The organism is Vibrio sp. ER1A (assembly GCF_000733315.1).
In the GTDB taxonomy this organism is placed as follows: Bacteria; Pseudomonadota; Gammaproteobacteria; order Enterobacterales; family Vibrionaceae; genus Vibrio; species Vibrio mediterranei.
The window spans coordinates 293,618-314,332 of sequence record NZ_JPJA01000092.1 but is presented as its reverse complement, the minus strand read 5'-3'; the positions used below and the strand labels follow the sequence as shown (position 1 = coordinate 314,332).

Below are 20,715 nucleotides of genomic sequence, written 5' to 3'. Positions count from 1 at the left end.
TCTAACTACCATATAGAACAACTTTCAAAGTATTTAAATAACAGATACATGATGTCTATTATTTAATAGGCATTAATAGCTAGCATGAATACAACAGCAACACATTACAGGGCTGTAATCGCAAAAAAGCCGCTCAATGCGGCTTTTCGTTAAAGTAATAAAGTGCCTCGATGGTTGTTAAATGGATGCGTAGCTCGGAAAATCAACTTTCTCCCATAAACGATGACGTAGCTGCTGGCTACAATCCCAGTTTCCAGCTATTAGCCACTCCGCAATCTCGTTAGCAACATCTGGATAGGTTACTCGTTCAGCTTGCTTTTCATCTAACCAAGCACGAATGACCGATGCATCAAGGAAGTCCATGGACTGAGCAAGCCCTAAGCTCTCTAGCGTTGCGGCATTACTTTGTTGTTCAAACTGACCATCAAGTGGTTTTACCAATAGCTTCTTACCTAAGCTCAGTGCTTCAGATGGCAGCTCAAACCCACCATTGGCGATTACCCCTTGGCAACGGTGCAGATCGCGCTGAAACTGCTCATGACTCAGCGGCTTCATCAGAATGTTTTCGACTTGTTGCTGCTCAATAATCTCAGGGTGATAACAGATAAAGCTTTGATTTACGAAGCGCAATAGCACATCGATAATGGTTTGTGTGTTTTCAAAAGGCAGGTAAATTAATACGAAGTCTTCCGAAGTCACATCATGTCCATTGGTATGAACAATAGGCGGTAAGATAGGTTGGCCAAAATGATACCAATGCAAACCCAGTTGATACCGGGAAGGTGCAAAATGTTGGATGACTGAGTCATCAATCCAGTTCGCCCCCTTTTGTGGCACATCAAATAGAAACGCATTTTGATGGCTGATGCTGACGGTTGGTATGTTTTGAGAGCGTGCTGCCCAAGCCGTGATTGGCTCAAAATCGTTGATGACTAAGTCATAGTCCGAGACATCCATTTGTCTCACTTCACTAAAAAAGCTGGTTAAACTATTTTCCATTACTGTTTTCAAGTAATTGACCTTGCCATCCTCGGTGACAAAACTAAATCCCCGCCGGGTTTGGTAATCACCAAATTGCTCCATGGAAAAATACTTGTCTCTGTCGCGTCCGGAAAATAGAAAATCTACCTCGACATCATGAGACTTCAGTGCCTGAGACATCGCTCTTGCTCTGGCAATATGTCCATTTCCAGTCCCCTGAACACCGTAAAGAATCTTCATCAATATCACCTTTTAAACTAACTCAAGCACGTAACTGATCGATACATGCGCAGCGGATACACCTAAGACAGCACCAATAACCACATCAGTAAGAAAGTGAACCCCGAGCAGAATTCGTGACGCACCAATCAGCAACGCCCATATCAAAGCAGCGTCATACCAAGCTGGATAGAAGTGCCCGATTATTGTTGCCATTAGAAACGCCGCTGCGGTATGCCCTGAAGGCAGGCTGTAACGATCAGAAGGTGTGATGAAGGCCTGAAGAAGATGAGAGAACTCTTCAGGACGGCGACGTTTAAAACTGTTCTTCGTTAACCAATAAATAGGTAGCTCAATGGCGAAAGCCAGCAACGCAGCAGCAAAGAACAAACGCCCTGCCACATCGTCCATAAACCAAATCATCAATCCTAATATTAGGTAAAGATGACCATCTCCAGTTCTGGACACCCAACGGCTTATCTTAGCGACCGGGGCATTAAAGCGATGCTGCAAGCAAAACAATGAAAAGGCTAAATCCATTCGCGCAATTGGCTCAATGGTTCTCATAACTCACTCCTTGTGATAACGAGTAACTCATGATCAAAAAGTAGTCAGCAACAATGACAATTAGGTGACGATTTATTGGAGAAATGATGAAAGTTAGTGGCTGAGGAACTCAGCTCACTAACTTGTAGAATGGAAGTAAGGAATATTATATTTACGCGAATTAGATTTCTTCGTGTTTGTGGACCAATCCCCAATCAGCCAATATGGCGTACGCCGATGGAATCATAAATAACACCAAGGCCGTCGAAGCAAAAATACCAAACACAATCGAAATAACGAGCGGCTGAATAACCTGAGCTTGCAAGCTGGTCTCGGTAAGTAGAGGCAATAAACCTGCCGCCGTAGTCATTGACGTTAAGAACACCGCACGAAAACGTTCACGGCTCGCTTTAACCACAGAGTCATGCACTGAATCGCCTTCATCCACATGGTGACGTATGTACTGAACCAAGAGAATCGAGTCATTAACTACAATACCGGCTAGCGACACAAATCCCATAATACTTGGCATACTCATTGAGTGTCCTAACAGCAAGTGCCCCCATACCACACCAATAAAGGCTAAAGGAATCGCCAACATAACCACAAAAGGTTCAAGGTAACTTCTGAACTGATAACTCAGAATGGTGAATACGCCAAATAATCCTAATAGGAACCCTTTTGCCATTGACGCGCCAGTTTCTGCACTGTCTTTGGTTTCCCCCTCGAAGTCGAATCTCAATCCTGGATATTCTTGCTGTAGCTTGCTGACTTCTTCAGCGCGGAACTGGCTGATAATATCGGTCGAGCTAGCTTTAGATGCGTCAACATCACCAAATACGCTCACGGTTCTCAAACCATCAACACGTTGGATACGCACATAGTTACGCTGAAAATCTAACGTCGCGACAGAAGCCAGAGGAACTTGTGAACCGTCCGCCAGGAAAATCGGGAAATTAGCCAACTGCTGGATATCACCAATATCTTGCTTATTGAGTTTCACCTCAATTTTAATGTTTTCCACCCCTACCTGAATTTCATCAGCAGTTTGACCAAAAAACGCGGCTCGAAGCTGGCTAGCAATCAGCTGACCATTAACCCCAAAGCTCTCGGCACCCGGGCGCAATTTGACCAGAATCTCTTCTTTACCTAAACGCATATCGTCCAATACACCACTGACACCATCAAACTCATTCAAGTATTGCTGTATCTCAACGGACGCGGCTTTTAGCATATCTAGGTCATCATGCTTAATGCGAATTTCCAATGCACGGCCACCCGGCCCCATCGTCGGTTGCTTGAAGACTAATGAGATCGGATCAGCAAGCTCTCCCACATCTTCTCTCCAAGCCGCAATAAAATCATCGATCAAGGTATTTCGTTGCTCAGCACTGAGCAAATCCAGTCTCACAGTAGCAATATGTGGCCCTGATTCGTTGGCATCACGGTTAGTATTGAACTGACTAGTAATTTGTTTTACCAGTGGTTCGCCACCTTCCATTTCGTCGCTCCACTGCTTATTGAGTTTTTCAGCCGACGCTACGATTTTATCGACAACACGCTCTGTTTGAGACAAGGAGGCCCCTGGTGGCAGGATGATCCTCGCTTCAGCTATATCGCCATCTAATGAAGGGAATGGATGGAACTTTACTACCCCGCCAGCGATTAAGCTTACTGAGATAAGTAACATCGCAAAAACACTGCCCATAAAGGCATAGCGGTAGGAAACAACCTTGTCGACCGCATTCACTAATGTTGTATTGCGAAAATGCTCAAAGCGCTGGAGTAACACGCGCTTGAACTTTACGGGAGGCTTATCTTTATTATGCTTATGCAGCGAGTGAGACAAGTGATTCGGCAAAATCAAAAATGCTTCAACCAGACTAAGCGACAACACCAAAATCAACACTTGTGGCACAGCACGCAGCACCGCCCCCATTTCTCCTTGCAGGAAGAGCAAGCTGCCGAAAATACACACAGTAGTCAAAAACGAGGAGATAACACCGGGTAGGACTTTCTTCACTCCATTGATGACCGCATCATCGATACTCTGTCCTCGGTCAAGGTGAGATTGAATCGACTCTGCGATAACGATAGCATCATCCATCATGATACCGATGGCCATTAATAGCCCAACTAGCGACATGATATTGATCGACAGCCCGAGGTTAGCCATCAAGAAAAGACCACCAAGAAATGCCACCGGTAAGCCAGCGGCAACCCAAAACGAATAACGGAAACTAAAGAACAACCACATCGTCGCAAAGACTAATAAGATCCCCTGCCAGCCATTTTTGACCATCATGGTCAGACGATCCCAAAGTACCGATGACATATCGTTGGTCATTTCTAACGTCACGCCTTCTGGTGCGATAAGTCGCTGTGCATCCACAAATTTGGTGACCTGCTCTTTTACGCGCAGTGCATCATCTTCTTTGTTTTTACTGATCTTTAGCACTGCAGAAGGCTTACCGTTGAACAGTACCTTTTGCTCATCAAGCTCAAAGCGGTCGGTAATAGTCGCTACATCTTTCAGGCGAATAAGTGCACCGCTGGGACTTGAACCGACAACAATAGACTCCAACTCTTGCGGAGTTACTCGTCGTTCATCAAAACGAATTAAGAAATTTTTGTCTTCAGTTTCAACATTACCACTCGGTAACTTGATGTTCTGATTACCAATTTGCACCGCGATATCGCTGATACTGAGCCCCATTTGGCGCATGATTTGAGTGTTCAACTCCACACGATATTGGTGATCCGAGAAACCGCTCACATCAACAAGTGATACACCATAATCTAGCTTTAGAATGCGCTTGAGCTGCTCGGCGTACGCTTTTAGCTCTGGCCAACTGGTGTCCGCTGTTATAGCAACGTCTACTACAGGCTCATTCCAATCCAGCTCTTGAACTACTGGAGATTCAATCTCGTCAGGAAAGTCGTTGATAGCATTAATTTGAGTTTGCACATCCACCAGCATACGGCCGATGTCTGCTCGCTCATTGAGTTTAAGCGTTAAACGCGCAGAACCTTCAATCGCTTCACATTTGGTTTCTTCAATATTTGATAGGCCATCGACGGCATCTTCCATTCGTACGCAGAGACTCTCTTCCACTTCCTGTGGCGATGCCCCCGGATAAGTGATAGCTGCCATAATATAAGGCGGATCAAACTCCGGGAAGGTTTCACGTTTTATGGTCGACAACGACGAGATACCCAAGATCAACAATGCCAACATTAGCAAATTGGCAGCAGTTGGGTGCTTAGAGAAAAATCGAATCATTGGCTTGCCTCGTCGATGCTTTCTCGGACTAACATTCCTTCAATAGCGGGCAAAATATCGTTCAGAATCACTCTTTCACCTTGCTGTAGGTCACCAGTAATGATCACTTGATTATCCCTACGGTAAGAGACTTGTACCGAACGCATTTCAAGGCGATTTTCATCGTTCATCAAATAGATTTTATCGCCGTGCAATGCGCGTTCAGGCACGAGCCAAGATGGCTGTTTCTGTCCTTCAATGGTTGCTTTTACAAACATCCCATTGACCAGCACTGGCGTACCCGCAAGGCCGTTGTTGCTTGGTAATTGAGAAACTTCCAGAATCACACCTGCTGTCGCTTGGTTAGCATCAACGGTTTCGCTGACACGAGCCACTTTAGCTGGCCACGTTGCCGTAAGGTTTCCACTACTCAATTCCACAGTGGCTTGCAGCTTATCTAATTCAACATTACCACTTTGGCTCTCATCCCAATTCAGGGTATTCGACAACAGCTGCAAATCGTGAATCGACAACTGCGCTTCTACTTCCATCACATCGTTTAGGTGTGCTGTAACCATGGTTTGCTGCAAGTTCACTACTTGGTTTAACTCAGCATCCACTTCAGAAACACGCATCGTAACGGGCAAAACAATACGTGTCTTTTCCAATGAGCGCTTCGCTTCATCTACTTTCGCTTGGTTCACTTTCACCAAAGCTTGGGAAACACCTCTTTCATCCGGCATCAACGCCAATTGGTTTTCAATATCTTGAACCAACTTTTTCTGCGACAGCATATTTTGTTTTTGAGTATCGACATCAGACTGAGACGTTAAGCCACGCTTATTGAGGTCCACACGGCGCTGGTATTCGTTTTCCGCGAGTTGTAAGCGGTTTATCTCAATAGATAGTGTTTGTTTCAGGTTCGTCTCTTCTTGGTCTAAACGAGCCAATTGAGTTTCGCTTGATTTAAGGTCGGCAATCGCCTGTGATAGCTTGAGTTCGTAATCTAAAGGGTCAATACGAAGAATTTCCGTTCCCGCCGCTACCACGGTGCCTTTTTCTAAATTCGGATGCTTGTATACCACCGCTCCTGTCACCTCTGCTATGGCCTTCCACTCAACTTTCGGTTCTGCTCGACCAAAGCCAATTGCGATAGGCGCTGACATCTGCGGCGCTAGAGTCATGGTATCCACTACTCTTGAACGATCTCCAGCGGGTTTCGTTGGCACATCGGGTCTCAGGTTTATTGCTGCAATGAGCGCAATTAAACCAACTGCAAAGGCAGGAAAAAACAACAGCTTTTTATTTTTAGACGTCATAAGGTCACATTCTGATTAGTCGTTAGTAGGGTCGCGTAACAGCGCACGTGATAGCAATGAGATGTTGTGTTCGAGCAACTCATCTAGAAAGGCTTCATTCAGTTCGATTCCGTGTAGTTGCAACATGGCAGGTGGCGCGACAAACGGAAACACCATGAGTGATATAAACGATACTTTACAAAGCTTCGGATCAATATCATCACGTAAATACCCTGCCTGTTGCAGTCGACCAAACATCAGGTCATGGTCTGGGCGAGCAAGATCAGCAAACACTTTTTCAAACAGTCGTCTCTGTGTCGCCGAGGGAGGCATATGCATAATTTGAGCGACTAAACGCGGGAACTGCGGAACTTTATTCATTTCGTGATAATAAATACGCATAAAATCAAACAAGTTACGATGATCGCCTTTCGTAAAAACTTCATCCATTTTGTTTTTCATAGGGGCGATGGTCTCACGAACCATGGTTTCGAAGAGCCCCTCTTTGTTGCCAAAGTAGTAACGAATCATCGCAATGTTGACGCCCGCTCGTTGCGCAATCAGGCGAGTCGATACTTTATCGTATGGCATGACAACAAACAGTTCACGAGCATGCTCTAGCAGCTTTTGTCGCGCGTCAGTTTGCTTTCTAGGGCGGCCTACCTTTCTCTTTTCTTGTTCCATAGGCTGCATAATTTAACCTTAATTATTAATCACAAGATTAATTATAGGACTGATACCTTTGCTTTATGCAGAACAATAATTCATCACAATTTAATCATTTGATTAATTTACTATTGAAAACGCTGAGACTGCAGTGCTCACTGATCCGATATCCAAGAAAAATCAGATTAACCCTTGACGCATGAGCTTGAGTGCGGTACTAATCTTGTAACTTAATTTTGTGGAATGCATAACAGTGTCATTACGTTTTTCTCTACTCCTGAACCTCCTCCTTATCGTGAAAAAATCGCGCGGGTAGGTTGTGGACGAAAAACACCACTAAGAATTCTAAAAAAACCCGCTTAGACAAGCGGGTTTTTTTATATCGATTGAACTGGACGTAAACGATTAACCTGTACAAAGAGGAAGCAACTATGAAAGATCAGGTGATAATATTCGACACCACATTGCGTGACGGCGAGCAAGCACTTTCAGCAAGTCTGACAGTTAAAGAGAAACTGCAAATTGCTTATGCGCTCGAGCGTCTAGGTGTTGATGTTATTGAAGCTGGCTTCCCTATCTCCTCTCCAGGTGACTTTGAGTCAGTACAAACCATCGCTAAACACATCAAAAACAGTCGAGTTTGTGCATTGTCGCGCGCAGTGGCTAAAGATATTGATGCCGCCGCTGAAGCGTTAAAAGTCGCAGAAGCATTCCGTATTCACACGTTCATCTCTACCTCAACGGTTCACGTTCAAGATAAATTGCGTCGTAGTTATGACGATGTAGTCGAGATGGGCGTAAAAGCGGTGAAACATGCACGTAACTATACCGACGACGTTGAGTTCTCTTGTGAAGATGCAGGACGCACACCAATCGACAATCTTTGCCGTATGGTCGAAGCCGCTATTGACGCTGGCGCAAGTACTATCAATATTCCAGACACGGTAGGCTACACGGTTCCAAACGAATTCGGTGGTATCATCCAAACCCTTTTCAATCGCGTTCCTAACATCGACAAAGCGATTATTTCGGTGCACTGCCATGATGACTTAGGCATGTCGGTGGCGAACTCTATCGCAGCAGTCCAAGCAGGTGCTCGCCAAATTGAAGGTACCATCAATGGTATCGGTGAGCGCGCAGGTAACTGCTCTCTAGAAGAAATTGCGATGATTATTAAAACGCGCCAAGAGCTTCTAGGTGTTCATACTGGCCTGCAACATCAAGAAATCCATCGCACCAGTAAACTGGTTTCCCAGCTATGCAACATGCCAATTCAAGACAACAAAGCCATTGTTGGTGCAAATGCATTTAGCCACTCTTCAGGCATTCACCAAGACGGTATGTTGAAGAACAAAAATACCTACGAGATCATGACACCGGAATCCATTGGCCTAAAAGACAAAGCATTGAACCTAACGAGTCGTTCTGGTCGAGCTGCTGTTAAGAGTCATATGGATGCGATGGGTTACAACGAGAATGAATACAATCTAGACACGCTATATGAGGATTTCTTGAAGCTAGCGGATCGTAAAGGTCAGGTCTTTGATTACGATTTAGAAGCATTAATGCACTTTGCGAACTTGCGTGCCGAAGACGACTTCTTTAAGTTGAACTATCTAAGCGTTCAATCTGGTAGCATCATGGCAACGACAAGCATCAAGATTCAATGTGGTGATGAAGAGAAATGCGAGGCGGCCGTCGGTAACGGCCCAGTTGATGCACTTTATCAATGTATCTATCGCGTGACGGGTTACGACATTGTTCTAGATAAGTTTGATTTGACTGCAAAAGGTGAAGGCGAAGATGGTTTGGGCCAAGCCGATATTATTGCTAACTACAAGGGTCGCAAATATCACGGGACTGGTGTCTCAACGGATATCGTTGAAGCTTCTGGTCAAGCCCTACTTCATGTTATCAATAGTATTCATCGCGCTGATCAGATTGAAGAGATGAAGCAGAAAAAAGTAGAAGCGGTCTAAGGTAAGCGTTCATTCCCAAGACCACAGGAAAATTTAGCCCCTTGCTGTTGTTGTCCAGACAATAGTTTTCAAGGGGCTTAAGAAATATAAGCAAATACAACATTTAAGGAAATTAGCCCCATGGCAGGTACTTACAAGATTGCAGTTCTACCAGGTGATGGTATTGGCCCAGAAGTTATGGCTCAAGCACATAAAGTGTTGGATGCGATTTCAGAGAAGCACAACATTACACTAGAACGTGAAGAATACGATGTAGGTGGTATCGCCATCGATAATCACGGTTGCCCTCTTCCAGAGAGCACAGTGAAAGGCTGTGAAGAATCAAACGCAATCCTATTCGGTTCAGTTGGAGGTCCCAAGTGGGAGCACCTTCCACCCAATGACCAGCCAGAACGTGGCGCCCTTCTACCACTTCGCAAACACTTCCAACTATTCTGTAATTTACGTCCAGCGCAAATTCACGCTGGTCTAGAAGACTTTTCACCTCTTCGTGCTGATATTTCAGCAAAAGGCTTCGATATTGTAGTGGTTCGTGAGTTAACAGGTGGCATCTACTTTGGTCAGCCAAAAGGTCGTGAAGGTGAAGGCCCGACAGAAAAAGCGTTTGATACTGAGGTCTACCACCGTTTTGAAATTGAACGCATTGCCAAGATTGCCTTTGAGTCCGCACGTCTTCGCAACAAAAACGTTTACTCCATCGATAAAGCGAATGTTTTACAAAGCTCTATCCTATGGCGTGAAGTCGTTGAAGAAGTAGCAAAAGAGTACCCAGATGTCACTCTAAACCACATGTACATCGATAACGCGACCATGCAGTTAATCAAAGATCCGGCTCAGTTTGACATCATGCTTTGCTCTAACATCTTTGGTGACATCATTTCTGATGAGTGTGCGATGATCACAGGTTCTATGGGCATGTTGCCATCAGCAAGTCTTAATGAAAGTCAATTCGGTCTCTACGAGCCAGCTGGCGGCAGTGCACCGGACATCGCTGGTAAGAACATTGCTAACCCAGTAGCACAAATTCTTTCTGCTGCGCTAATGCTTCGTTACAGCTTAGGTGAAGAGGCCGCAGCGCAAAACATCGAAGCCGCAGTTAGTAAGGCACTATCTGCAGGCGAATTAACGGCGGATCTAGCAGGCGATAAGCCAGCACTTAGCACCTCTGAGATGGGTGACAAGATCGCAAGTTACGTATTGAACTCATAATTACAACATCGCCTTCGCTGCGCCTATGGGGGCGTGGCGGAAGAAGCAAGGAATTTAGCAATGTCAAAAACACTATACGAAAAAGTCTACGATGCACACGTCGCCGTAGAAGCGGAGGGTGAAAACCCAATCCTATATATCGATCGTCACTTGGTTCATGAAGTGACATCTCCTCAAGCATTTGATGGTCTGCGCGAAAAAGGTCGCCAAGTACGCCAAGTAGGTAAGACTTTCGCGACGATGGACCACAACGTTTCGACAACGACCAAAGACATCAACGCCTCTGGTGAAATGGCACGTATCCAGATGGAAACGCTATCCAAGAACTGCGAAGAATTCGGGGTGACACTTTACGATATCAATCATAAATACCAAGGTATTGTTCATGTTATGGGCCCAGAGCTTGGTATTACGCTACCGGCGATGACCATTGTTTGTGGTGATTCGCATACGGCCACTCACGGTGCATTTGGTTCATTGGCATTTGGCATCGGTACCTCAGAAGTAGAGCACGTCCTAGCGACTCAGACACTAAAACAATCTCGCGCTAAAGCGATGAAGATTGAAGTCAAAGGTAAAGTGGCTCCCGGTGTAACGGCAAAAGATATCGTCCTAGCCATTATCGGTGAAACTACAGCAGCAGGTGGTACGGGTTACGTCGTTGAGTTCTGTGGTGAAGCGATTACTGACCTTTCTATGGAAGGTCGTATGACGGTATGTAACATGGCTATCGAACTCGGTGCGAAAGCAGGTCTTATCGCTCCTGATGAGACGACGTTTGAGTATCTAAAAGGCCGTAAGTTCGCTCCTCAAGGCGCTGACTGGGATGCTGCCGTTGAATACTGGAAAACCTTTAAAACCGATGACGATGCTAAGTTTGACGCTGTCGTTACACTAAACGGTGCCGATATTAAACCTCAGGTTACTTGGGGTACTAACCCTGGCCAAGTTATTGCCGTTGACCAACCTATTCCATCACCGGAAAGCTATGCTGACCCAGTAGAAAAAGCATCTGCAGAAAAAGCGCTGGCTTATATGGGTCTAGAAGCGGGTAAATCACTTAAAGACTACCCCGTAGACAAAGTATTTGTAGGTTCTTGTACTAACTCTCGTATCGAAGATATGCGTGCTGCAGCCGCTGTTGCTAAAGGTCGTAAAGTCGCAGATCATGTGCAAGCTTTGATTGTCCCTGGCTCAGAGCAGGTAAAAGCTCAGGCTGAAGCGGAAGGCTTAGACTCTATCTTTAAAGAAGCGGGCTTTGAATGGCGCTTGCCAGGCTGCTCAATGTGTCTGGCGATGAACAATGACCGCCTAGGCCCACAGGAGCGCTGTGCCTCTACCAGTAACCGTAACTTTGAAGGTCGTCAAGGCCGTGACGGTCGCACACACCTAGTGAGTCCTGCAATGGCAGCCGCAGCGGCTATCGCAGGTCATTTTGTTGATATCAGAGAGCTAGACTAAGAAGGAAACCAACATGTCAGGATTTAAACAACACACCGGCTTAGTCGTACCTTTAGATGCAGCGAATGTCGATACCGACGCCATCATCCCTAAGCAGTTTTTACAGAAAGTAACTCGCACTGGTTTTGGTAAACACCTATTCCACGACTGGCGCTTCTTGGACGACGCAGGCGAGCAAGACAATCCAGAATTTGTTATGAATGCTCCTCGCTATCAAGGCGCTAGCATTTTACTTGCTCGTGAAAACTTTGGCTGTGGCTCTTCGCGTGAACACGCTCCCTGGGCACTGGCTGATTACGGCATCCAAGTCATGATCGCTCCAAGCTTTGCTGATATCTTCTATGGCAACTCTATCAACAACCAAATGGTACCAGTTCGGTTAACGGAGCAAGAGGTGGATGAACTGTTCCAATACGTCGAAGCAAACGAAGGTGCCAAGATAACTGTCGACCTAGAAGCAATGAGAGTAACTGCTAACGGTAAGTCTTACAGCTTTGAGATTGACGAGTTCCGTCGCCACTGCCTATTAAACGGTCTAGACAACATTGGTCTAACGTTGCAGCACGAAGACAAAATTGCAGCTTATGAAGCCAACATTCCTAGCTTCCTAAAATAAATGCCAAAACGAATTGATAAATCCCAGCCAAGCGCTGGGATTTTTTTCACTCAATTGAAATAACTCGGCACTTTTACAGGTCTGATGGATTAGCCTTACACAAAATGGATCGTTGCTATGGTTAAAACACTGCTTAGAGCACTCACGACTTCTCTCTTATTGTTTAGTTTTACTGCGTTTTCCGCACCGAAATCTGAGCTTTGGGCTTATTGGAACTCAAGTAATGAAGCAAACCTTCAAAACGTATCACACCAAAGCTGGCAAGCCTTTCTCGATAAGTATTTGGTAGTAGAAGGTGACAATACCTTGGTACGTTACGTTCGAGTTTCTCCTAACGATAAGCAGCAATTAAAAAGTTATCTGTCGGAACTCGCAGCCATCGACCCTAGAACACTGAATAAAGCGGAACAGTACGCTTACTGGGTGAACCTCTACAATGCGATTACCATTGACCTAATTTTAGATAATTACCCAGTAAAATCGATTACAAAACTGGGTGGTTTGTTTAGCTTTGGACCTTGGGGAGATGATGTCATTACAATTACAGGTCAAACGCTGACACTTAATGATATTGAGCACAGAATTCTTCGTCCCATTTGGAACGACCCAAGGACCCATTACGCCGTTAACTGCGCCAGTTTAGGGTGTCCAAACCTGCAACCTCAAGCGTTCACATCAAGCAATACAGAAGCGTTGCTGGAACAGGCGGCAAGCACTTTTATCAACTCAGATAAGGGCGTAAGCATCAAAGGTAACAAGGCGACACTTTCGTCGATTTACGACTGGTTTGCTGAGGACTTCAAAGCTCAAGGTGGTGTCATTGCTCATATGGCAAAATACAGCCCTAAGCTAACAGGATTTGCGGGTAAAATTGACTACGATTACGATTGGGCTTTAAACAAAAAATAGTATTAGGGTCCAGGCTTGCTTGCCTAGACCTTACTACATTTCAAAAACTAGAGCCGGGCTGGGTAAGAAATTCCAGCTCTTCCTCACTAGATTGTCGCCCTAAAATCTTATTGCGATGTGGATAGCGACCAAATCGCTCGATAATAGCTTTGTGGCGATATTCAAAGTCTAGGTTATTTTCAATACCATTTTGCGTGAACAAGCGCACAGCCTCTTCATGAACAACCAAAGATTCACTGTGCATATAAGGCATATATAGGAAGGTGCGTTGCTCTGCATTCAACTTCAAGTCTGCACTTAATGCTACCGCTTCTTGGGCTAGTACCAACGCCATTGGGTCGGACAGAAATGACTGAGGCTTACCGCGATATAAATTCCGAGAAAACTGGTCTAATACTATGATTTCAGCTAGGCGTCCTTGTGGGCTTTGACGCCACGTATACAGTTCACCGAGCGCGGCTTTATTATGCAGCGCCAAAAAGCGCTGCTCTATAAGGCTATCTAGTGCCTCATCGCCCGAGAACCAATCTGCGGGCGTTAATTCACCAAACCAAAAGTCCAGTACATCCTTGTCTGTCTGCATTATTTAAATCCCTTCACCTTCTTAATTAAATCATAGGCATTTTGAATCTCTTGAGATTTTTCTTTTGCCATATTCATCATTTCAGGTGGCAAACCTTTAGCCATCAGTTTATCTGGATGATGCTCATTCATCAGTTTACGATAAGCTCGTTTGAGCGTTTTCGCATCGGCATCTTCAGACACACCAAGCACATCATACGCATCAGAAAGCTGCGACGCACTGCTCGCTTGCTGCCAACTTCCTGATTGTTGACCACCTTGATAGTGACCACCACCGAAATTACCACCTTGTTGGAATCGGAACGCCGCTTCTTGCATTCGTAATCGCTGCTCTAACTGCTGAGCTGAGAAGCCAAGCCCTTGTGCAATCCGGTGCAACACTTCTCGTTCAGCAGGGTGAACACTTCCGTCAGCAAAGGCTGCTGAAATTTGCAATTCCAAAAAGAACTGAAGCAGGTCATGACGACCGCCCGACGAAATACGGACCTTATCAAGAATGCGTTCTAACGGAAAATCCGCCGACTTCCCTTCGCGGAACGCTTCTTGAGCTGCTCTTTTTTGCTCACTATTAAGGTTCATACGATCCATCATAATGGTCGCTAGTTGAATCTCTTCTTTGGTGACTTGTCCTTTCGCTTTGGCAACATGCCCCATCACAGCATAGGCAGAGGTGAGAAATTCTTCTTGTCGTTTAGCTTGATCTGCACCGCCAAATCCACCTCGTGCAAAACCACCTTGATTTAATCGTCTCGCTTTATCGAACTGGTGCCCAATGAATAAACCGAACAGCGCACCTAACGGTCCGCCAAATAACATGCCGAAAAATACGCCTAAAATTTTACCTATCATGTGATTTATGTGCTCTTTATTTATGAATTTTTGCGCTGATTCGCAGTCTACTAGTGTCGTTAAGGTCAATTTCCTTTATGATAGAGACCGTCTTATAAACGATTCAATATCAATCGAATTCAACTGAATGAATCAAGTTAAACAGGATAGTACAACTCGATGTCACGTTTTTCCCGCACATATCTAGCGGCCTCAATAGGTGCTGCGCTGCTAGCGTCTTACGCACATGCCGAAGAAACATCGAAAAATAGTGGGCAATCTATGCCACCAGCAGAGCAGTGCTCTGTTGATACTGCACAAAGTTCTGACTCCAATCAAGAGCCAATCAATATAGAAGCGGATTCTTTGGAAGCCATTAATGGTCAAAGAGCCACCTATAAAGGTGATGTTGTTGTGGTTCAGGGCAATAAAACCATTACTGCCGACAGCGTTACACTTCACCAAGATGAAAATGTTGTCGTCGCAGAAGGTAATGTCACCTTAGAAGACGGACAGTTCAAAGCGGTTTCCGACAAAATAACCAATAATCTGAACAAAGATGAAATAACAGCAGAGAACACTAAATACAAAATGCTGTGTGGCGGTGGTCGTGGAGACGCCGTATTTATTTCGAAAACTGGTAAATCTTTGTATCAAATCGATGACGGCTCTATTACAACATGCCCAGAAGATGATAACTCTTGGCGCTTTGTTGCTGATGATATCCGTGTTAATCAAGATGAAGAATCTGCAACGCTTTATGGAAGTCGTGTTGAAGTAAAAGATGTTCCTATCTTTTACATGCCTTATATGACGATGCCGACCAGTAATAAAAGAAAGACGGGGGTGCTCTTCCCATCATTTTCACTGGGTTCTAAAAACGGCCTTGAATTAGATATTCCTGTCTATTGGAATCTCGCACCAAACTATGACTTGCTAACGAATTTTCACTACATGCAAACTCGTGGTCTTCAGCTCAAAGGTGATTTTAGGTACTTAACCGAGACCAGCCGAGGAAATTTGCTTGGCGAGTACTTGGCTAATGACCAGAAATACCCTGAAAAAGGTGATCGTTGGGCCTTCCAATATAAAAACAACAGTAATTTTGGCCAACATTGGAAGCTCGACCTCGACTACTCTCAAGTGAGTGACAACGAGTACTTCCAAGACCTTGATTCTAGTATTGGTAGTCGCTCTGAAGGCCAGTTATCACAAAAAGGTACCATCGGATATCGTGAGCAATTTTGGGATGCGGCATTAACCGTCCAAGACTTCCAAATTCTTGTGGACGATACCAAACCGTATCAATTGATGCCGCAATTTGAGTTTAATTACTATCGTCCAGAGATCTATAAGACGCTCAACTTCGATATGATTTCCCATATATCGCGCTTTGAAACTGATGATCAAGAAAAGCCATCAGCTACTCGTGTACACATAGAACCTGGACTAACACTTCCATTATCAAACACTTGGGGTACATGGACGACTGAAGCACGCTACATGCTCACACATTATCAACAAGACCTCGATGGTCGTGCTGTCGGAGAGGGAACCAGCCTAGGTCCTTTAAAAGAAACTGTTGACCGCGCTTTACCTGAATTCAGAACTCACGCTGGAATGGTCCTTGAACGCGATACCACCTTTGTAAATGGGTATACTCAAACATTAGAACCTCAAGTGCAGTATCTATATGTACCTGAAGTAGACCAGAGTGACATATATAACTACGATACCACTTTACTACAGACTGATTACTATGGTTTGTTCCGCAGTCGTCGTTTCAGTGGTGTCGACAAAATTGCAGCTGCCAATCAGATCAGCTACGGTGCAACCACTCGCTTTTATGATAGCGGACAAAAAGAACGTTTGGCCGTTTCATTTGGTCAAATCTATTATTTAGATGCTGCTAGTAAGAACCCAAATAGTGTTGCAGATACGGATTCATCTAACTACTCTTCTTGGGCAATTGAGACCGATTTTAATATTAATGACCGAGTGTTTTACCACGGCGGTGTTCAATATGATATTGACTCTTCAGCCGTAGCTCTTGGAAATAGCGCTCTAGAATACCGTGTCAATGATGACTTCATTCAAGCGAACTATCGCTATGTCACGAAAGAGTACATTGAAAGTGTCAACAGCTATACTCCCGCCGAATTGGACAAGCTGACACGAGATGGTATCAACCAAGTGGGCTTATTAGGTGGGTATAAGATCAACCGCAATTGGTTGGCAACGGGTCAATACTACTACGATATGACTGAACGAGTTTCTATCGAGTGGTTAGCTAAGCTAGAGTACCACTCTGATTGTTGGTATCTTGGCGTAGACTATAGTCGTCAATTAAGAAGCTGGGAGTCTGGCATCGTCGGAATAGGTGCAGCCAACTTTGAAGATAATATTCGCCTAAGCTTTGGCATTACAGGTCTTGGAGGTAGCTCAAAAGCACCTGAGCCGCCAAATGGCAACGCACTAAAGTATGGTCGACCATTTATACTTAATGACTAAGCATGATAGTGCTCGCGTAATAATATCAAGTTAGGAACTTTATTAACTTCACAGACTCTTAGTCTGTGAAGTTTTCACTAGGAATATCGATGAAATTTATAAGCAAACTCCTTTCAACATGTCTTTTGTCGGTGATGGCTTTACATGCCATTGCCGAACCCGTTGAGCTTGATCGCGTTCGTGTTATCGTCAACGATGGCGTTATCCTACAAAGTGATATTGATTCTGCCACTAAGACTCTTACTGCCAACGCTCGAAAAAATGACCAAGAGCTACCTTCTGCAGATATTATCCAAGAGCAAATCCTCGATAAACTGATCTTAGAAAAGCTGCAATTACAAGAAGCTGATCGCATTGGTGTTCGTATCGATGATAACCGACTAGAAAGCACGCTTAACGATATTGCGAATAACAACAATCAAACCATCGAGCAACTTCGCCAAACCGTACGTGAAGAAGGACTAACCTGGGAAGCATTTCGTGAACAAATTCGTGATGAAATCGCCGCCAGTGAAGCTCGCAACGCTATGGTAAGACAACGAATCAACATTCTACCAGCTGAAGTCGATAACCTCGCAGAGCTGCTTGCTAAAGAAAGCGACGCTACTGTGACCTATAAGATTCGTCACATTCAATTGCGCTTTAACGACGGCGAAGATAAAAGCGTTCAAGAGCAGCAAGCGAAAGACCTAGTTGCACGCCTAAAATCGGGTGAAGATTTTGCAACCATGGCATATACCTACTCAAAAGGCCCGAAAGCGCTAGAAGGCGGTGATTGGGGCTGGATGCGTAAAGAAGAGATGCCGACCATCTTTGCAGACCAAATTAAGATGCAAACTAAAGGCACTATTATTGGTCCATTCCGCAGCGGTGTTGGTTTTCACATCTTAAAAATTGAAGACGTTAAAGGCTTAGAGACGGTGTCTGTTACTGAAGTGAACGCACGACACATTCTTATCAAACCTACGGTTATTTTAAGTGATGAAGGGGTTCAAAGAGAGCTCAACAATATCATCGCTAAAGTTCAATCTGGTGAATCTACCTTTGCTGAAATGGCCGAGCAATATAGCCAAGACCCTGGCTCAGCTGTCCAAGGCGGCGAACTGGGTTACCAAACACCAGAACTATACGTTCCGGAGTTCAAGCACCAGGTTGAAACCTTACCTATTGGCCAAATCAGTAAGCCATTTAAAACCGTACACGGTTGGCACATCGTCGAAGTTCTAGATCGTAGAGATGTAGACAAGACAGGCTCAGCCATGCAGAACCGCGCATACCGCATCTTGTTTAATCGTAAGTTCAATGAAGAAGCTTCGGCCTGGATTCAAGAACTTCGCGCCAGTGCATTCGTAGAAATGGTGAACGATGATGAGGAAGATAACAATGCCAACTAAGCGTATTGTTGTTACCGCCGGAGAGCCCGCAGGTATAGGCCCCGATCTCGCGGTTGCTCTCTCACAGCGAGACTGGCCGCATCAGGTTGTCGTCTGTGCTGATAAGACCTTAATTGCCGAGCGTGCACAGCAGCTTGGCATTGACATCGACCTAATCGATTATGATCCGACTGTTCACGATTCACATTGCAAAGGCCGCTTGGTTATTTTACATGAGCCGTTGCAAGCCCCAGCCAAAGCAGGAAAGTTAAACGAAGCGAATGGACAATACGTGTTAAATACCCTAGAAAAAGCAGCAAAAGGCTGTATGAAAGGTGAATTTGATGCTATTGTCACCGGCCCTGTGCATAAAGGGGTGATCAATCGAGCTGGTGTCAGCTTTAGTGGCCATACTGAGTTCTTTGCAGAAGTATCAAATACACCACTTGTGGTCATGATGCTGGCAACGGAAGGATTAAGAACCGCACTTGTCACGACTCACCTTCCATTATCGGAAGTACCTGCAGCCATCACCGAAGATCGTGTTACACGCATTGTTGATATATTGCATCACGACTTGGTCACCAAGTTTGGTATTACCAAACCCAATATCTATGTCTGTGGCCTCAACCCTCACGCAGGTGAAGATGGCTGCTTAGGTATGGAAGAGATAGAAACTATCACTCCTACCCTAGAGAAACTTCGCACAGAAAAAGATTATCAACTTATCGGCCCATTACCCGCCGATACAATATTTAATGACAAATATTTACGCGATGCGGATGCTGTCTTAGGCATGTATCACGATCAAGTTCTCCCTGTACTTAAATACAAGGGCTTCGGTCGTTCAGTAAACATCACTCTTGGTCTACCCTTTATAAGGACATCGGTCGATCATGGCACTGCATTGGATCTTGCTGGCACAGGCCAAGCAGATTTTGGCAGCTTTGAGACAGCACTGGCGTACGCAATAGATTTAGTAGAGAGCAGACAATGAGAAATGATGTCCACCTAGGGCACAAAGCAAGAAAGCGTTTTGGTCAAAACTTCCTAAATGATCCTTACGTTATCGACGGAATTGTATCAGCAATTAATCCGCGTCCAGGTCAAAACTTAGTTGAGATTGGCCCAGGTCTTGGTGCGATTACTGAACCAGTAGGCAAAGAAGTCGACAAGTTTACAGTTATTGAATTAGACCGAGATCTTGCAGAGCGTCTACGCAATCACCCAGATTTGGGAGATAAGCTCACCATTCACGAAGGTGACGCTATGCGTTTTGACTTTACTCAACTTGTTAATCCAAATAACAAGCTGCGTATCTTCGGTAACCTGCCGTACAACATCTCTACACCTTTGATGTTCCACTTATTTGAGTTCCATAAAGACATCCAAGATATGCACTTTATGCTACAAAAAGAAGTGGTGAATCGCCTTGCCGCCGGTCCAGGCACAAAAGCTTACGGCCGTCTGACGGTTATGGCTCAGTATTACTGCAAAGTGGTTCCAGTACTTGAAGTACCACCAACAGCATTTGTTCCACCACCGAAAGTAGATTCAGCGGTAGTAAGATTGGTTCCTTATGAAGAACTACCTTATCCTGCGACTAGTTTGAAATGGCTAGATAGAGTCTGTCGTGATGGCTTTAACCAGCGTCGTAAAACCGTTCGTAATTGCTACAAGTCTCTTATGTCGGCAGAAACGCTGGAAGAACTGGGCGTAAACCCTTCTATGCGACCAGAGAATCTAACATTACAACAGTTCGTAGCCATGGCTAACTGGTTAGATGAAAATCATAACTAATTCATTAAAAAACGCTCACTAGCTTGCTAATGGGCGTTTTTTTTTGTCATAGTGAATAGGCAGCCCTTTCAACAGCATAGGAGAGTCATATGGATACAACTTCGCCATGCGTGAAATGCCAAGTACATACCAAATACGTTGAAGAGCAATCTGACCCAGACAATAAGCGCTTTGTCTTTGCTTACGTCATCACGATAAAAAACCTAAGTCAGCAAACTGTGCAATTAATGAGTCGACGTTGGCTGATTACTGATGCTAACGGAAAACAGATCAGTGTCGAGGGTGAAGGTGTGATCGGCCAACAACCTATAATCGAAAAAAGTGATGAATACACGTATACCAGTGGCACGGCTATTGAGACACCTGTTGGCGTGATGCAAGGTCATTACATAATGATCGATGCCAACGGCAAAGAATTCATTACCGAAATAGAGCCATTCCGCTTAGCTATTCCCAATATTCTAAATTAAGGTTT

At 44.8% G+C, this 20,715-nt stretch carries 17 protein-coding genes; 10 read left to right on the top strand and 7 right to left on the bottom strand.

Annotation, left to right across the window (positions count from 1 at the left end):
- Positions 1–177 precede the first annotated feature (177 nt).
- From HW45_RS19980 to HW45_RS19960, 5 genes are all read right to left on the bottom strand, one after another.
- A complete protein-coding gene (locus tag HW45_RS19980) occupies positions 178–1,221 on the bottom strand; it encodes an MJ1255/VC2487 family glycosyltransferase (RefSeq protein WP_038229193.1) in 1,044 nt (347 codons plus the stop codon).
- A gap of 12 nt (positions 1,222–1,233) precedes the next feature.
- Positions 1,234–1,767, bottom strand: a complete 534-nt coding sequence (locus HW45_RS19975; protein ID WP_038229191.1) for a phosphatase PAP2 family protein — start codon at positions 1,765–1,767, stop codon at positions 1,234–1,236.
- Between the two features lie 160 nt (positions 1,768–1,927).
- On the bottom strand, positions 1,928–5,029 hold the full coding sequence (locus HW45_RS19970; protein WP_038229189.1) for an efflux RND transporter permease subunit: 3,102 nt from the start codon (positions 5,027–5,029) through the stop codon (positions 1,928–1,930).
- Positions 5,026–6,327 (bottom strand): efflux RND transporter periplasmic adaptor subunit, encoded by a 1,302-nt coding sequence (locus tag HW45_RS19965; protein WP_038229187.1) that lies wholly within the window; start codon positions 6,325–6,327, stop codon positions 5,026–5,028. The genes HW45_RS19970 and HW45_RS19965 overlap by 4 nt, the downstream gene beginning before the upstream one ends.
- 15 nt (positions 6,328–6,342) lie before the next feature.
- A complete protein-coding gene (locus tag HW45_RS19960) occupies positions 6,343–6,990 on the bottom strand; it encodes a TetR/AcrR family transcriptional regulator (RefSeq protein WP_038229654.1) in 648 nt (215 codons plus the stop codon).
- Between the two features lie 413 nt (positions 6,991–7,403).
- Between HW45_RS19960 and leuA the strand changes: the two genes are divergently transcribed.
- From leuA to HW45_RS19935, 5 genes are all read left to right on the top strand, one after another.
- Positions 7,404–8,951 (top strand): 2-isopropylmalate synthase, encoded by a 1,548-nt coding sequence (leuA, locus tag HW45_RS19955; protein ID WP_006074850.1) that lies wholly within the window; start codon positions 7,404–7,406, stop codon positions 8,949–8,951.
- Positions 8,952–9,071: 120 nt separating this feature from the next.
- Complete coding sequence (gene leuB, locus HW45_RS19950; protein WP_038229185.1) at positions 9,072–10,160, top strand: 3-isopropylmalate dehydrogenase; 1,089 nt, start codon at positions 9,072–9,074, stop codon at positions 10,158–10,160.
- Positions 10,161–10,220: 60 nt separating this feature from the next.
- Positions 10,221–11,621: a 3-isopropylmalate dehydratase large subunit gene (gene leuC / locus HW45_RS19945; RefSeq protein ID WP_038229183.1), complete on the top strand. Its 1,401-nt coding sequence runs from the start codon at positions 10,221–10,223 to the stop codon at positions 11,619–11,621.
- A 13-nt stretch (positions 11,622–11,634) separates the two neighbouring features.
- On the top strand, positions 11,635–12,237 hold the full coding sequence (gene leuD, locus HW45_RS19940) for a 3-isopropylmalate dehydratase small subunit (protein ID WP_038229181.1): 603 nt from the start codon (positions 11,635–11,637) through the stop codon (positions 12,235–12,237).
- 129 nt (positions 12,238–12,366) lie between these two features.
- On the top strand, positions 12,367–13,146 hold the full coding sequence (locus HW45_RS19935; RefSeq protein ID WP_038229652.1) for a DUF547 domain-containing protein: 780 nt from the start codon (positions 12,367–12,369) through the stop codon (positions 13,144–13,146).
- 40 nt (positions 13,147–13,186) lie between these two features.
- Here HW45_RS19935 and HW45_RS19930 read toward each other — a convergent pair whose 3' ends face one another.
- Together HW45_RS19930 and djlA are read right to left on the bottom strand one after the other, a co-directional pair.
- Positions 13,187–13,729, bottom strand: a complete 543-nt coding sequence (locus HW45_RS19930; RefSeq protein ID WP_038229179.1) for a DUF924 family protein — start codon at positions 13,727–13,729, stop codon at positions 13,187–13,189.
- Positions 13,729–14,577, bottom strand: coding sequence for a co-chaperone DjlA (djlA, locus tag HW45_RS19925; RefSeq protein WP_038229178.1), 849 nt, complete (start codon positions 14,575–14,577; stop codon positions 13,729–13,731). Before djlA ends, HW45_RS19930 begins: the two co-directional genes overlap by 1 nt.
- Before the next feature lie 159 nt (positions 14,578–14,736).
- Here djlA and lptD point away from each other — a divergent pair, with 159 nt between their 5' ends.
- The 5 genes from lptD to apaG all read left to right on the top strand — a co-directional run bounded on the left by lptD (position 14,737) and on the right by apaG (position 20,710).
- Complete coding sequence (gene lptD / locus HW45_RS19920; protein ID WP_038229176.1) at positions 14,737–17,067, top strand: LPS assembly protein LptD; 2,331 nt, start codon at positions 14,737–14,739, stop codon at positions 17,065–17,067.
- An 89-nt stretch (positions 17,068–17,156) separates the two neighbouring features.
- Positions 17,157–18,461, top strand: a complete 1,305-nt coding sequence (gene surA / locus HW45_RS19915; protein ID WP_038229174.1) for a peptidylprolyl isomerase SurA — start codon at positions 17,157–17,159, stop codon at positions 18,459–18,461.
- On the top strand, positions 18,451–19,437 hold the full coding sequence (gene pdxA / locus HW45_RS19910) for a 4-hydroxythreonine-4-phosphate dehydrogenase PdxA (RefSeq protein ID WP_038229171.1): 987 nt from the start codon (positions 18,451–18,453) through the stop codon (positions 19,435–19,437). The genes surA and pdxA overlap by 11 nt, the downstream gene beginning before the upstream one ends.
- A complete protein-coding gene (gene rsmA, locus HW45_RS19905) occupies positions 19,434–20,240 on the top strand; it encodes a 16S rRNA (adenine(1518)-N(6)/adenine(1519)-N(6))-dimethyltransferase RsmA (protein WP_006074840.1) in 807 nt (268 codons plus the stop codon). Before pdxA ends, rsmA begins: the two co-directional genes overlap by 4 nt.
- Before the next feature lie 89 nt (positions 20,241–20,329).
- On the top strand, positions 20,330–20,710 hold the full coding sequence (gene apaG, locus HW45_RS19900; protein ID WP_006074838.1) for a Co2+/Mg2+ efflux protein ApaG: 381 nt from the start codon (positions 20,330–20,332) through the stop codon (positions 20,708–20,710).
- Positions 20,711–20,715 lie beyond the last annotated feature (5 nt).

Bases quoted from the DNA above. Each gene is read 5' to 3' on its own strand.
- leuD (WP_038229181.1), top strand. From the start codon at position 11,635: ATGTCAGGATTTAAACAACACACCGGCTTAGTCGTACCTTTAGATGCA.
- leuC (WP_038229183.1), top strand. From the start codon at position 10,221: ATGTCAAAAACACTATACGAAAAAGTCTACGATGCACACGTCGCCGTA.
- HW45_RS19965 (WP_038229187.1), bottom strand. From the start codon at position 6,327: ATGACGTCTAAAAATAAAAAGCTGTTGTTTTTTCCTGCCTTTGCAGTT.
- leuA (WP_006074850.1), top strand. From the start codon at position 7,404: ATGAAAGATCAGGTGATAATATTCGACACCACATTGCGTGACGGCGAG.
- surA (WP_038229174.1), top strand. From the start codon at position 17,157: ATGAAATTTATAAGCAAACTCCTTTCAACATGTCTTTTGTCGGTGATG.
- apaG (WP_006074838.1), top strand. From the start codon at position 20,330: ATGGATACAACTTCGCCATGCGTGAAATGCCAAGTACATACCAAATAC.
- HW45_RS19975 (WP_038229191.1), bottom strand. From the start codon at position 1,767: ATGAGAACCATTGAGCCAATTGCGCGAATGGATTTAGCCTTTTCATTG.
- djlA (WP_038229178.1), bottom strand. From the start codon at position 14,577: ATGATAGGTAAAATTTTAGGCGTATTTTTCGGCATGTTATTTGGCGGA.
- HW45_RS19960 (WP_038229654.1), bottom strand. From the start codon at position 6,990: ATGGAACAAGAAAAGAGAAAGGTAGGCCGCCCTAGAAAGCAAACTGAC.
- lptD (WP_038229176.1), top strand. From the start codon at position 14,737: ATGTCACGTTTTTCCCGCACATATCTAGCGGCCTCAATAGGTGCTGCG.
- rsmA (WP_006074840.1), top strand. From the start codon at position 19,434: ATGAGAAATGATGTCCACCTAGGGCACAAAGCAAGAAAGCGTTTTGGT.
- HW45_RS19980 (WP_038229193.1), bottom strand. From the start codon at position 1,221: ATGAAGATTCTTTACGGTGTTCAGGGGACTGGAAATGGACATATTGCC.
- pdxA (WP_038229171.1), top strand. From the start codon at position 18,451: ATGCCAACTAAGCGTATTGTTGTTACCGCCGGAGAGCCCGCAGGTATA.
- HW45_RS19930 (WP_038229179.1), bottom strand. From the start codon at position 13,729: ATGCAGACAGACAAGGATGTACTGGACTTTTGGTTTGGTGAATTAACG.
- leuB (WP_038229185.1), top strand. From the start codon at position 9,072: ATGGCAGGTACTTACAAGATTGCAGTTCTACCAGGTGATGGTATTGGC.
- HW45_RS19970 (WP_038229189.1), bottom strand. From the start codon at position 5,029: ATGATTCGATTTTTCTCTAAGCACCCAACTGCTGCCAATTTGCTAATG.